Annotated in this window: 13 protein-coding genes; 2 read left to right on the top strand and 11 right to left on the bottom strand. The window is 35.2% G+C overall.

Going from position 1 to position 14,165, the window contains the following annotated elements; all coding sequences use genetic code 11:
• Positions 1 to 4: 4 nt before the first annotated feature.
• The 8 genes from BW951_RS06695 to BW951_RS06665 form a co-directional block, all read right to left on the bottom strand.
• Complete coding sequence (locus tag BW951_RS06695; RefSeq protein WP_076391125.1) at positions 5 to 1,384, bottom strand: tetratricopeptide repeat protein; 1,380 nt, start codon at positions 1,382 to 1,384, stop codon at positions 5 to 7.
• A gap of 326 nt (positions 1,385 to 1,710) precedes the next feature.
• Positions 1,711 to 3,093, bottom strand: coding sequence for a phosphoglucosamine mutase (gene glmM / locus BW951_RS06690; RefSeq protein ID WP_076391123.1), 1,383 nt, complete (start codon positions 3,091 to 3,093; stop codon positions 1,711 to 1,713).
• Between the two features lie 3 nt (positions 3,094 to 3,096).
• Positions 3,097 to 3,678: a hypothetical protein gene (locus tag BW951_RS06685; RefSeq protein WP_228427515.1), complete on the bottom strand. Its 582-nt coding sequence runs from the start codon at positions 3,676 to 3,678 to the stop codon at positions 3,097 to 3,099.
• A 6-nt stretch (positions 3,679 to 3,684) separates the two neighbouring features.
• Entirely contained in the window at positions 3,685 to 3,936 is a 252-nt protein-coding gene (locus BW951_RS23025) for a hypothetical protein (protein WP_228427513.1), read from the bottom strand.
• A 222-nt stretch (positions 3,937 to 4,158) separates the two neighbouring features.
• Positions 4,159 to 6,192 carry a ferrous iron transport protein B gene (gene feoB, locus BW951_RS06680; protein WP_076391121.1) on the bottom strand — a complete coding sequence of 678 codons (2,034 nt, stop codon included), beginning with the start codon at positions 6,190 to 6,192 and terminating at the stop codon, positions 4,159 to 4,161.
• Positions 6,192 to 6,446: a FeoA family protein gene (locus BW951_RS06675; protein WP_076391119.1), complete on the bottom strand. Its 255-nt coding sequence runs from the start codon at positions 6,444 to 6,446 to the stop codon at positions 6,192 to 6,194. The genes feoB and BW951_RS06675 overlap by 1 nt, the downstream gene beginning before the upstream one ends.
• A gap of 131 nt (positions 6,447 to 6,577) precedes the next feature.
• Entirely contained in the window at positions 6,578 to 7,489 is a 912-nt protein-coding gene (locus BW951_RS06670) for a GLPGLI family protein (protein WP_076391117.1), read from the bottom strand.
• Between the two features lie 124 nt (positions 7,490 to 7,613).
• Positions 7,614 to 10,325 (bottom strand): TonB-dependent receptor, encoded by a 2,712-nt coding sequence (locus BW951_RS06665; RefSeq protein ID WP_076391115.1) that lies wholly within the window; start codon positions 10,323 to 10,325, stop codon positions 7,614 to 7,616.
• 280 nt (positions 10,326 to 10,605) lie between these two features.
• Between BW951_RS06665 and BW951_RS06660 the strand changes: the two genes are divergently transcribed.
• On the top strand, positions 10,606 to 10,965 hold the full coding sequence (locus BW951_RS06660) for a helix-turn-helix domain-containing protein (protein WP_076391113.1): 360 nt from the start codon (positions 10,606 to 10,608) through the stop codon (positions 10,963 to 10,965).
• Between the two features lie 72 nt (positions 10,966 to 11,037).
• Here the strand turns inward: BW951_RS06660 and BW951_RS06655 are convergent, their stop codons facing one another.
• Positions 11,038 to 11,802, bottom strand: a complete 765-nt coding sequence (locus tag BW951_RS06655; protein ID WP_076391111.1) for a GLPGLI family protein — start codon at positions 11,800 to 11,802, stop codon at positions 11,038 to 11,040.
• A gap of 57 nt (positions 11,803 to 11,859) precedes the next feature.
• Complete coding sequence (locus tag BW951_RS06650) at positions 11,860 to 12,072, bottom strand: hypothetical protein (RefSeq protein ID WP_076391109.1); 213 nt, start codon at positions 12,070 to 12,072, stop codon at positions 11,860 to 11,862.
• A gap of 616 nt (positions 12,073 to 12,688) precedes the next feature.
• Here BW951_RS06650 and BW951_RS06645 point away from each other — a divergent pair.
• The gene (locus tag BW951_RS06645) at positions 12,689 to 13,570 is read left to right on the top strand and encodes a cupin-like domain-containing protein (RefSeq protein WP_076391107.1); all 882 of its coding nucleotides are present in this window, start codon (positions 12,689 to 12,691) and stop codon (positions 13,568 to 13,570) included.
• Between the two features lie 46 nt (positions 13,571 to 13,616).
• On the opposite strand, the gene BW951_RS06640 is transcribed toward BW951_RS06645, so the two are convergent.
• Positions 13,617 to 13,895 carry a hypothetical protein gene (locus BW951_RS06640; protein ID WP_076391105.1) on the bottom strand — a complete coding sequence of 93 codons (279 nt, stop codon included), beginning with the start codon at positions 13,893 to 13,895 and terminating at the stop codon, positions 13,617 to 13,619.
• Positions 13,896 to 14,165: the final 270 nt, after the last annotated feature.

Genomic DNA, 14,165 nt, shown 5'->3' with positions numbered 1-14,165 from the left:
ATGACTAATTTTTCTTTTTAACTTTTGCCTTCGCTTTTTTAACCTCATCTTTAATGAAAGGATACTTTTTCTGCATATCCGTTACTAAAGAAGGATCAAGCTCCAGTGCATTCTGAAGGGATTCAACTCCTTTTTCCTGATCTTTAAGGTTGAAATAACAATTGCTGAGCTGATAATACAATTCGGCTCTGTTATGCGATCTTAAAGCTTCTTTTAAAACGATAATCGCTTCTTCATATTCTCCCAAAAGCATTAAAACTTCCGAGTAAGCATACCAGTTGTAGAATCTTGAAGGTTCTACATCCACCAGCTTTTTAAGGCATGAAAGGCTTTCCTCGAACTTACCTGAATCAATGAACAGAAATGCTAATCTTTTCTGGTAATCAAGGTTATTTTCGTTAAGATAAGTCGCTTCTCTTGCAAAATGCAATGCTTCCGTCATTCCGCCCATTTCCTCGTAAAGATACGACTGCTCCATCATAGCAAGATAGAACTGCGGATCTTCTCTTAAGGATTTCTGGAAAAAGTTTAAGGCAACGATAGGCTGCTTCAGAGCTTTATAACACAGCCCGATTTTATAGAACGTAAACGCTTTGGTATATTCCAGTTCCAGCATTTCTTCGTAAACTTCGATTGCTTTTTTATACTGCCCTAAAGCTTCATAACAAGCCGCTTTATTGGCATAAACTCCTACAGAGTTGGAATTGATCGCCAATAAATAATCGTATCCTTTTATTGCTTCTTCGTAGTTTTTCCTGTTGAAATAGAACTGTCCGTACTCCAACCACGCTACTTCAGAATAGGCAAACTCGTCCAGATATTCATTCAGAAAGGCAATTGCCTCCTCGCTCTTATTAAGATCTGCAAAGCACACCATACAATTTTCCAGCGAATATTCATCCGTAGGATCTTCTTTCAGTGCTTTTCTGTAATGTTTAAGAGCGTTAAAAGGGTCTCCTAAATTTACATATTCGTCTGCAATAAAGTTGTGAAGAAAATTTTCTTCTTCCTTCAGCTCCAGTGCTTTTTTACAAATTTCTATGGATTTTTTAGGATTTCCTAAATTCGAATAATACTTTGCATAGCATACCAAAAAGTCTGTGTTTTCCATTGAAGAACCTTTCAGCTCATCGATAAGGTCTTTCGCCGCATTATAATCTTCCCATTCTAAAAGAACTTCAAGTTTTTTAATCTTAATGTCCAAAGAATTGGGATGAAGCTTCAAACCATAATTCACCGCCATATCGGCGTAATTAAAGTCTCCCAGCTCCAGGTAGTAAACAATGATGTCTTCCAATTCTTCTGTATCAAAGTAGAATTCATCATTATTTTCCATCATTTCTTCGAACTTCTTCACAAGTTCATTTCCAAAATACTCTTCCAATACTCACATCCTTCGTCGGCCAATGTCTGAATATGCTTACAAACCTCGACAAACTTTTTTAAATTAATATTACTTCTGAAATTTATGATTCAAAATGTATGCAAAGTTGCGAATTTTTTTTGACATTTATTTTCGTAAATTTCTATCTGAAAGATAGTAAAAAGATCATTATCATCAAAGAATTGTGGATAAAAAAGGAGGAGTTATTGTTAATTTAACATAATAGTGGAAGCATTTTAGAGGAATTGAACTTCTCTTCGGATATTTACCATTTCTAGCATTCCATCAAAAAAAACGGAGCTAAAAAGCTCCGCTATTATTTCAGATTAAATTAAACTTTTAATTTTTGCGATGATATCGTCTCCCAATTTATCGGCTTCTTCCTGAGATTTTGCCTCTGTATAAATTCTGATGATCGGCTCTGTATTTGATTTTCTGAGGTGAACCCAGTTATTTTCAAAGTCGATTTTCACGCCATCAACGATAGAAACTTCTTCATTCTGATATTCTTTCTCCATTTTGGATAAAATATCATCTACATTGATTTCCGGCGTTAATTCGATTTTCTTTTTACCCATGAAGTAGCTTGGATAGCCTGCTCTCAGTTCAGAAACGGTTTTATTTTCTTTTGCCAAATGGGTTAAAAATAAAGCAACTCCTACCAAAGAGTCTCTTCCGTAGTGAAGATCCGGATAAATAATTCCTCCGTTTCCTTCTCCTCCAATCACTGCATTTTTTTCTTTCATTAAAGTGACCACATTCACCTCTCCTACTGCACTGGCAAAATATTCTGAATTGTGGGTTTTTGCAACATCTCTTAAAGCACGGCTTGAAGAAAGGTTGGAAATCGCCACTCCGTTTTTATTTTTCAGCAAATAATCTGCAACGGCAACCAATGTGTATTCTTCGCCAAACATTTCGCCTTTTTCGTCGATTAAAGCTAATCTGTCTACATCCGGATCAACAACGATTCCGAAATCTGCACCTTCTTTTTTTACCAACTCACAAATGTCTCCCAAATGTTCTTTTAACGGTTCCGGATTGTGCGGAAAATGACCGGTCGGTTCACAGTATAATTTTACCGTTTCACAGCCTAATTTATCCAAAAGCATGGGAATTGCAATTCCTCCCGTAGAATTAACCGCATCCAAAACTACTTTGAAATTTTTAGCTTTAATAGCTTCTGCGTCAACCATCGGCAAGTCTAAAATCTGCTGAATATGAATATCAAAAGCATCTTCTCTTGTCTCATATTTTCCTAAATCGTCTACTTCTGCATAGTTGAAATCTTCGCTTTCTGCCAAAGCCAAAACCTCAGCTCCGTTTTCTCCGCTGATGAATTCTCCTTTATCATTCAGTAATTTCAAGGCGTTCCACTGTTTCGGATTGTGGGAAGCGGTGAGAATAATTCCTCCGTCTGCTTTCAGTTCGGGAACCATAATTTCAACGGTGGGTGTTGTGGAAAGACCTAAATCTACTACGTTAATTCCGAGTCCCTGTAAAGTTGCCGTTACCAGAGAAGACACCATTTGTCCGGAGATTCTTGCATCTCTGCCGATAACAAGGGTTAAATCTTTTTTATTTTTATTGTTCTGAAGCCAGGTTCCGAACGCGGAAGCGAATTTCACCACATCAAGCGGCGTTAAATTATCGTTTACTTTTCCGCCAATGGTTCCACGGATTCCTGAAATGCTTTTTATTAGTGACATATATTATTTTAATTTCTTAGGATTCTTTTCTATTTTCTTACTTTCCGAATTTACTCTTCTTTCCAACTTCTTAATATCTTCTTCAGGAGGTAAGTTCTCTGGAACAATACCTCGTTGCAATAGAATTTTACGAACTGATTTATTATTTGTTACATGTTCAGAAGAAATTGTACTCTCTGTTTTTAAGTTCTTCTCTTTTGTATTAAAGATTGTAATTTCAGTTGCAAAATCCTTTGCTTTAATTGTAATTGTTGGTAGAAAATCTGCGAGTGGACGATTTTTAGGGATATTAAGGATATCTTTCATTTGCTGAGTAGTTTTACCAAATAGAGCAAAATCTCCCTTACTTCTAATTATTCCAAAATCTTTATCATTTCCTGTTTTTTCATAGATAAGACCTGAAAGTTCTTTTTCAGACAAACTGAATTTTTGTCTTGCTTGAAGTCTTTCACATTCTTTTATTCTTTTTTGAATTTCTTCAAATTTTCTTGTTTGAATTGCAAAATAACTTTGAGCAAAAGCAATAGGTTCTTTTTGAGGATCTCCATTTTGAGCGATTAAATAACACGCATATCTCGTTAGCATTATATCTTAAATTTCTCTTTGAGATCCGGAACCTAATGCAACCATTTTGTTGACGTCAACAAAATGGTCTGAAACACTATTATCACTTACTTCACATGATGTTTTAGCCTTAATAATAACGTTATAGAAGTTTCTCCATTCAGAATATCCTAATAGTTGCTGTAAGTCTCTTGCAAGCCAAAACTCTATGCCTTCTTCTGTTTTATGTGAAAAATCTTCAAAAGAATTAGTTAGCGACTCTACTGTTTCTAATTTCATCTATAGTCTTTTTACAAAAATAGAGAAAATAAAGACAATTTTTCTTCAGTTTTTCACTAGAACATTATTTTTATGAACACCCGCAATCTTTATCGCATCCGTTTCTTTTGGAACTGAACTTTTTCGGTGCAAAATTCTTTTTCAATATTCTGAATAAAGAGTAGCACGCGAATGCAACGATCAGTAAGACAATAATATATTGTAAAAGTAAGGAAGTATCCATTATTTTAAAATCTGATAGGCTATCATCGACACAAAATATGCCAAACCGGTCATCATTGCCACCTGTAAGCCAGTCCATTTCCAGCTTTTGGTTTCTCTGTAGACTACTGCAAGTGTAGACACACACTGCATTGCAAATGCGTAAAATAAGAGGACGGAAACTCCGGTTGCAAAGCTGAACACTTTCTCACCGTTCGGTTTTACATCGCGTCTCATTTTATCGATTACTTTTACTTCAGGAGCATCATCTTCAAGACTGTACAAGGTAGACATAGTTCCTACAAACACTTCTCTAGCCACGAAACTTGTCAGAATTCCGACGCCCATTTTCCAGTCGTAGCCTAAAGGAGCAATTACCGGCTCAATTCCTTTTCCCATTTTGGCAAGGTAAGAATGATCCAATTCCACATTGGTTGCCACAAACTGATCCGGCTTCTGCTTTGGACCGAAATAGCTTAAAAACCAGATGATGATGCTTACAATGAAGATAATCTTTCCGGCTCCGGTAATGAATTCCCATACTTTGCCTAAAACCATTTTAAAATCGTAGGCAAAGAGCGGTTTTTTGTATGTCGGTAAATCCATCACAAGATAGGTTTTCCCTTTATTTTTGATAAATCTTTTGAGAATGGCTGCGGAAAATAACGCGACTAAAAATCCAAGTAAATACATTCCCATTAAAACCAAAGCTTTGTATTTTATTCCTAAAAATGTTCCGTCTGAAATAATAAGCCCGATAATGATGCTGTACACCGGAAGTCTCGCAGAACACGTCATAAAAGGTGTTACTAAAATGGTAAGCAGCCTTTCTTTTAAATTTTCGATATTTCTCGTTGAGATAACTGCCGGAATTGCACACGCTGTTCCGGAAACCAAGGGAACAATACTTTTACCGTTGAGTCCGAAAGGTCTTAAAATACGGTCCATCAGGAAAACAACTCTTGCCATATATCCTGAATCTTCCAAAAGATAAAGGAAATACAGTAAAATTCCGATCTGTGGAGCAAACACGACAATTCCGCCGATTCCCGGAATAATTCCGTTCGAAACCAATGAATTGACAGGTCCTTCCGGTAAATGTTCTGAAGTGAAAGCTGCTAACCACGAGAAGAAACTGTCTATCCAGTTCATCGGATATTCGGCTAAGAAAAATACACTCTGGAAAATGATTAATAAAATCAAAAGGAAAACAATGTATCCCCAGAATTTATGAACCAGTATTCTGTCTAATTTTTCTGTTAAAAGTTCTTTGAACTGAGGTTTTTTAGAAATAACATCAGACAGAATTTTATCTGCGAACTGATATCTTCTTACCGTTTCCTGCACCTGCAGTCTTTTCGGAACCAGACTTTTGGAATCCGGCTCGTTGATGAGTCCTACAATAGATTCCAGCTTCTCCAGATCTGTTCCCAGAGAAAGACTAATCCATGCTTTATATTCGTTTTCAAATCCTTTATGAAGGGATAATTTTCTGATGAAATCTTTGTGTTCGGAAGGGGTTTCAAAAGAAATTTTCTCGGTTGTTACAAATTGATTAAGATGAACGGCTTCTTTTATTTCTTCAATCCCGATCTGTTCTTTGGCATTGGTCTGAAAAACTTTTATCCCTAATGACTCAGATAATTTATTGATATTGATCGTGATTCCTCTTCTTTCTGCCTGATCAATCTGGTTAATGACCAAAATCATCGGAATTCCCAAATCCTGAATCTGCTGAAACAAAAGAAGTCCCCTTTTTAAGCTTAATGCTTCGAGAATATAGATAACTCCGGCATAATTTTGCTGTTCATCAATAAGAAATTTGGAAAAAATCGCCTCATCTTCCGAACTTGGATAAATACTGTAAGAACCCGGCAGATCGATAATTTCAACTTCTTCGTTCTTATAACTGTATGTTCCGGAATGGCTTGCTACGGTAACTCCCGCGTAATTTCCGGTCTTTTGCTTTTTATTGCTTAGGGCATTGAAAACCGTAGATTTTCCGACGTTTGGATTCCCGACTAAAAGGATCTGTTTTTTGTGAGCGCTCTGCATTAATTCAATTCTTCAACGATGATATAATCTCCTTCTTCTTCACGAAGAGCAATCCGGCTTTTTTCATCACCAAATTCCACATACATCGGACCACTGAACGGCGCCTGATACAAAATCCTGAAGAAAGTTTCCGGAAGAAGCCCCATTTCGATGATCTTGTTGGGCATTTTCAGGCTGTCGTTATCATATCCTACTATTTTCCCCAGTCTGTTTTTGGGAAATCCGCTCAACTTATGTAAATCCTTATGTTTCAAAGCCGATATTTTTGTAAGTGCAAATATACGCTATTTAAATTTAATCTAAATAACGTATATCATGAAAAAAATCAACCCAAATGCGTGAAAGCATTTGGGTTGATTCAAATATAATTTAGTAAATATGAATGTTACTTTTTCTTTTTGTCTGTAGAAGCAGACTGGGTAAGTTCGATCGGGTTGTTGTTTGCGTTGAAGAAATCTTTATACATTTTCTCCTGCTTTTTCATCATATCCCCTATTGTTCCGTCCATTCCCGGAATTGTTTTAGACATAATCTCCTGCGTCATCATCGGTCTTGCCGTAGCGAAAGGATCTTTCTTGAATTCGTTAAACGTTTTCTCGAATTTTTCCCGCGGCATTTCTGTTACTTTTAAGCTCATGTTGGAAATTTTTTCTGCATAAGAAAGTTCTTCCCAGTTCTGTACCTTTCTGTTTCCCTGAAGCACCCAAGAATAGTTTTTTGCATCGTCTTCTATTTTAACGATCAAGCCCGGAAGTCCAGAAAACTTATACGGACCATCCTGAAAAGGCAGTTCTGTAGTGAACCATGCTGTCCATTTTCTTCCTCCGAATTCAGCCGTAGCTTTTTGAGCATTGTAAGCTCCTATTTTTTCTTTTTCGTTAGAAATTTTCCAGTCGAATTTCGGAGTTTCTGTGTAGGCAATTCCCATTGGTGAAAATCCGCTTGCTATTCTTTCAATATACTGGATTTTCATATCAGGATATGTTTTAACCACTTTTTCTGAGAATTTCGGCATCCTGATAGATTTCGACATATCTTTGAATACTCCCGACTTCTGCATTGCTTCAATCTGAACTTTCATGATAGAATCCTGAGCAAGCATGGTATAATCTCTGTAAACGGATCTGTCTTTAACGATGTCTAAAACCGTCATTACTTTTTCCAGTTTTGCAGAATCGCTTTTCGGCTTGAAAGTAAGTTCATAAAAAAAACGGTTGGCAGTTTCTTTAGAATCTTTATCCTGTGCACTTACGAAAGTAAAAAATGCAACCAGAAATATTGAAAATAGCTTTTTCATTTTAAATAGAATGTTTATACAATTAGTTATCAGTTTAGGATTTTTGTTACAGATTTTTTTTAATTTGTTTCTGAATTTTCTTTTATCAAATAAAAAAACCAGCCTTTGAAGACTGGTTTTGATTTTATTTAAAGTTGAACTTTACAGTAAACATGACCTGACTTGGTCGAAGCTGAATTCTTGTGTAATTGGTATTTGTTGCATTAATTTCATAGGTTTCAAATACTCTTTTATTCGCGATATTCATCCATTTTAATTCAAAATCAATTTTCTTTTTAGCCCATGTGAACTGATAAGAAAGATCGTAGAATCCGTTATGGTATTTCTGATCTACCGCATTGGTGTTCACCTGATCCCAGTTGAAGCCGATGGTATGGTTTTCTATCGGATAGAAGAAAAGTCCTAAATTATGGGTGAATCCTTTTCTTGCAGCATCAGAAACCACTCTTCCTGTACTTGTCTGCTTTGTTCTTGAGAAACTTGCATTATAATCAATGCTCATCCAACTGAAATAGGTATTGTTAAATTTAACGCCAAATGACTGACTGTTGTTCTTGTTCGTGTAAGAAGCATTATCCAGAAAAGCATCAGATTTTGCTGTATTATTGCTGTAGCTGACGGAAGCATTCGTTTTAAACTTCGGAAAATATTTTCCTACTTCCAGGTTATATCCATTATTTAAAACATGATTGTCCTGCTCTTTATACTGCATAATTGTATATCCTGCTTCGTTGATTGTAGGATTGGAAATTAAGTTTCTCTTTGCATCAGAAAATCTGTAGTTGATGTTAAAGAATAAATTATTTAACGGATTTCTGTATTCGATTCTCGTTCCGGCAGATTTATTATTGTTCTGAGGAATCGGATTATTAATATCCATCGCACTGATTCCCGCCGGAGAAGTCATTAAAAACCCTGAATAGGCTGTGTTTATTTCTCCAAAATTATTATTAACATTAGCATTTACGGAAGCTTTCCAGAAAGAAGCAAAGGTATATTGCGCAAAAATACTTGGTTCAAATGTCACTTTATTTACTTCTTTCGAAACCAGTCTTATCGGATCATCTGCTTTAATATTATTCGAGTTCACCGGGAAATTAGCATACAACATCCACGAATCACTTTTATAATTTACCCCTAAACTTCCATAAGGTGTTGCGGTAGTATACTTCAAATCATTACTATACTGTGAAGCGGGTGTAGGATTTGGAGTGGTAAAAGGATTTGTTATAATATTTGACAAACCAGAAACTAAATCGGTCGATTTAAAATTAAATCCAACTTCCGGCGTAAACGTCCATCCTTTTGTAGAAAAACCAATATTGGCAGAATGATTCGCCTCAAAAGTTTTAAGTCTTAAATTCTGTCTCACAAAATCTGTAGAAGTAGGAAGAAAGCCAGGAATTGCGAGATAGGAAGCCGGTGAAACATCCAAAGTCTGTCTGTCTGTCTGATAACTGATGTACGATAATACATTTACCATTTTTTCTTTCCAGGGAACTATAGTACTCAATGAGTTTTGGAAAGATGTTGTAGGCGATTCCACCGCTTCATCTCCATGTGAGGTATAACTACTTGCAGAGCCTCTAACGGTTCTGTCTACAATCCCTCTGTCTGCATTCCAGTACTGAGAAAAACTTGTGGTATTTTTAAAGAATCCTTTTTTTGCATTTTTGGTAAAGATTAATTCTCCTTTTGCTTTATCTGTATAAAAATTATTGTGGATATTCTGCAATATAGTAGATGCCTGTCTGTTGGGAGTTGCAAAAAGCTCCTGCTCATTATAAGATTCTCTTTCCACCGCATTATTTGTATAATTGGCGTTGGCTTTCAGTTCCCATTCTTTTTTCTTGTCGATATTGGTCAGGTAATTTGCAGATACATAATGAACGCTGTTCATCAGATATCTTTTTACCGGAAGATTCGGGGTACTTGCATTTTCTACATTCAGCCAGTCGTTTTGGGTTGCGTTGATTCTTCTTCCTTCAAATCTATTTCCGAAAGAGAGAATATTTCCTTCGTTTTCTACCTGTTCTCCGGTGTTATTCGATTTGTAGTTAACCACCCACTGACTTTTCTGCCCGAAGAACATCGGCGTAAGTTTTACATTCCATAAAAGCGGACTTCCTCCTACTCCTACTTCTCCTCTTCCCGTCATGGTCACAGAATTTTTCAGTTTGATATTAATAGCTGCCTGATCAGAAGGCACTTTATCCTGTAAGATTTTTACGGGTTGGTGATTTTCCAGTACCTCAACTTTCTGTACTGCATCTTTCGGAAGTGAGTTGTTGATGGTTCCATATCCTCCTTCCATTAAATCTTTTCCGTTGACGTAGAATTTATTGATCGCATTTCCCTGATAAAGAATGGTTCCATCTGTATTGACTTCAATTCCCGGCATTTTTTTCAAAACATCGGCTAATGTTCTGTCGCTCTTGCTGTCGAATGCTTTAAGATCGTAGGAAATGGTGTCTCCTCTTGCCGTAACCATTTTTGTTTTAAGCTTCACTTCCTTAATTTCCGTAGCCTCAGAATCCATTTTGAAGTTGAGTGTCTGATCGCTGTTGCTGATCTGCTTCGTTAAAGGTCTCTGGTTAAAAGCCTTTACTTTAAGGTCTACATTGGATTCTCCTGAAGTGAAGGTGACTTTGTATTCTCCTTTCGAGTTGGTAATTCCATAGGCAAGAATGGCATCTTTTCCCGGCTCTTCCACCGTTACACTTGCACTTGGGATTCCAACCCCGTCTTCATCCGTGATCTTCCCCGAAACCGTTTTCTGTGCAAAAGCGATCACAGAGAAAAAAATCATCAGGAATAAAGATATTCTCTTTTTCATAATTTATTATTTGCTTAATTAGTTAATGGTTAAAGCGTTTTGTTACACGAGTATAAAGATTGTATTTAAGCCCAAAAGTTAAACCTCTTTTTATCACTACAAACATAGTGATATTTTTTAATGTCCTGAACTTTATTTTTTAAAGGAAAAATTTTTCCCGAATGAAAAATTTTCTTTGGATTTTGTTATCAAGCCATATTTCACGAAAGAACTGACTTTTTGAGGTTTTTATTATTAATTCTTTGGCTAAATCTATACATTCGTAAAAACAATTTCACTTATGGGAGTGGGAACTAATCTTAAAAGGCTGAGAAGCAAAACCAAATTTTCTCAACAGGAAATTGCCGATATGTTGGGATTAGACAGAAATACATACACCAACTGGGAAAATGAAATCACCGATATTAAGTCTCAATATATTCCGAAACTTGCCGAAATTTTTCAGGTGAAAATTCAAGACCTTTTTGAAGATGGTCAAAAATCAACAGTTTCAAATTCACAGGACAATTTTGAAATGCACGATAATTCGATTGGTCAAAAAGATTTTCAACAGGGAATTATTATCAATATCACAGATTCTGAAGCAGCAAGAGTAATCAGTTCTCAGCTTGAAGAACTGATAAAAATTTTGAAAAGATAAGTCGGTACATTTGTGTTTTGAGCATTAGTTTTAGGGCTCTTTTCTTTTTATCTTTTGTAGGAATGTAAAGTATTATTCAAAAGGTTTTAATTCGAGAGGATTGTTAAATCTTTTTTGCTTTCTTTTCATCATATCATCAAACTCCTTTCTCATTTCTCCCTGTAAAACGGGTAAAGAAGCTGAAGTAAACCTGAGATTAAAAGAAGCCTTTAAGTAATCTTGTTTGTTATATTTTTTAAATGCTCCTATATTAAAACTAAATTCATCATCAAACTTCTCTACTTTAGATGCTGTAAAATGATAATCATCCCGGGTATCATACAATTCAAAAATTAAACCCGGCAATCCATTAAATTTATAGGGACCTAAAGACTGAGAATATTCTTTAGAAAAATACGCAATCCATCGTCTTCCGAATTTGTTTGTTGCCGCCATTTGGCATTTAATTCCATTTATCATTTTTGTATCAGAATAAAGAACCCATTGTAATTTTAAAGCCTCCTGATATCTTATTTTATTTTCGGTAACTGTTAAAAAGGTATTGATTATTCCGCTTTTCCCAATAACCCTTTCTTGAAAATAATCGCTGATTGCTCTCAGATCAACACCTTTACTTTCGTATTGTCCTGTATCATTTAAATAATTTTGATTTGCTCCAAAATAATAATCCTGTGAATTTCCTATCAAAACAAATCTTTGTTCTTTTTTAAAATTTTCTCCTAAGTTTAAAGCGGAGTCATATGTAACTCTGATAGAAGGAACAAAAGAAATTTTTTGTGAAAAAGGAAAAAAACTAAAAAAGATGGCAAGTAAAAGAAATATTTTTTTTGATTTCATGATGTAATAATTTGGAAACTCTGTCCCAAAATAATAATTTGAGACAGAGTTTTTAATTTAAGGATTAAAAGTTACACTTGAAGGATAATTACCACACTCGTCTGCATTCTTTTCTGCAATCCATAAAGCCATATCAGATTGACTCCAATCTCCGGTAAATGTTGTATAATGTTTCACTCCGCAGGTTGAAGTCCAAACAGCCTGAAGTGTTTTCGCAAACGCCATCACTGAAATACCCATCATGGCGCTAAATAAAATCTTCTTTTTCATAAAATTTGTTTTTTAGAATCGTTAATAATCAATTTTCCCTAGCTATACAATTTTGCCTAGAATAAATGTACAGTTCGGATGATGCATCATGATGACTTTTAAGAAATACATCTTACGGTAGAGCACCGCAAAACGTTTCGCGAATTTCTCATTTGTGTCATATCATAAAATTATGAATAATATTGTAAAGTTACTGCATAAGAAAATCAGCAAATTACGCCGTATTTATTGGGTAGGAAAAAAAATATTTTTTATTTAAAAATTAATAAAATTCATCAAAATTTATTTTGTGTTTTATATTTAAATACATTCGAAACTTTTTATAGAATGGGATAGAAATTTTCCTATCTTTTTGCTTATAATATTCACATCCGCACAAAAATCAGTTATAAATAATTTTTTATTTTAGCGGGAAGAAATGAATTTTTATTCATCAAATTGTGTTTTTACCGTGCAATTCTTTTTGCAGGGTGTTTTTTTATGCTCTTAAGATTATTTTTCAGTTTTTTATTTAGTCTAAATAGTTAAAAATGATTTGAATCATAGATTAAAAAAAGCTTAAATCCGTTAACATATATTTTTATTTAATAATTTTGTAACATTAAATTTTTAAGAAATGGGAATCAATTTAAAGCCTATAGATATTGTAGATGATATTACTCAGGAAGAATTCATTGAAAAGTATCTGAAGCCGAGAAAACCTGTTGTCATTAAGAACATGGCAAGAAAATGGCCAGCGTACCAGAAATGGACCATGGAGTACATGAAGGAAGTAGTAGGTGATGTGGAAGTTCCGTTGTACGACAGCTCGAAGGCAGATCCTGCAGCTCCCATTAACGCTTCTGCAGCCAAAATGAAATTCGGAGATTATATCGATCTTATCCAGAAAGAACCTACCGATCTTAGAATTTTCCTTTTTGACCCGATAAAATTTGCCCCGAAACTTCTGGAAGATTATATTTCTCCTAAAGAATTAATGGGTGGATTTCTGGACAAATATCCCAATATGTTTTTCGGAGGTAAAGGCTCCGTAACCTTCCTGCATTTTGATATTGATATGGCTCATATTTTCCATACCCACTTTAACGGAAGAAAGCATATTCTACTGTTCGATTACAAATGGAAAGAAAGACTGTACCAGATTCCTTACGCAACGTATGCGCTGGAAGATTATGATATTGAAAATCCTGACTTCACAAAATTCCCCGCTTTAGACGGCGTAGAAGGAATTGAATGCTATCTTGAGCACGGAGACACTTTATTTATGCCTACAGGATGGTGGCACTGGATGAAATATCTGGACGGAAGTTTTTCTATTTCGCTGAGAGCATGGGACAAATCCTGGGCGGTGAAGGCGCATTCTTTATGGAATCTTACCGTACAGCGTAAATTTGATGATATCATGAAGAAGAACTTCAAGAAGAAATACATGGACTGGAAAGAAAAAGTCGCTGTAAAAAGAGCAGAAATTGCTCTGAAAAGAGGCTTACCAAGATAAAAAAGAAAGACGTTTCGGCTGAAACGTCTTTTTTATTGATTAAAATTTACCTGATGATCTTTTCGATACTTCCTTTTGCACAGTTAAAAGCCTCTTCCGCTTCTTCGTAAAATATCTTCATCGAGATCTCGAACCCGCTTGCCATAAAGAATGTAACATGACCTTCGATATTGTAGCTCAGAAAGCCAATATGATTCACATTAATAACCAATGGCTGTCCCATAACCTTTGCTCCTTCCAGTGCATTTGGCTTTTTTACGTGGATAACGTTCGACGCTTTCACATAAATCAAACCGTCTGATGTTGTTTTAATTATATAAGCCATGAACTATTTTTCTGTAAAGTTATCAAATAAAAACATAAGAAAAAATCCCCGGAATAACCAGGGATTTAGTCAAAAGTATTAATATTTATAGTGATTGGTGTTTTTCCTGTAATTAGTGATAAAAAATATTCCCGAATTGCTCCGGGAAATATTTAAGATCCCTTATTTGTTTATTTTTTAATAGTTGCAATTGAGTATTCAACTACTATGCCAAGAATAAGAAAGAACTGAAAAAAAATATTTTTTTTGTTTTTGATACCTCATTGGAAG

It is taken from the genome of Chryseobacterium gambrini (assembly GCF_900156825.1).
Lineage (GTDB): Bacteria > Bacteroidota > Bacteroidia > Flavobacteriales > Weeksellaceae > Chryseobacterium > Chryseobacterium gambrini.
The sequence above is the reverse complement of the archived record's forward strand: the minus strand, read 5'-3'. Positions and strand labels throughout refer to the sequence as shown.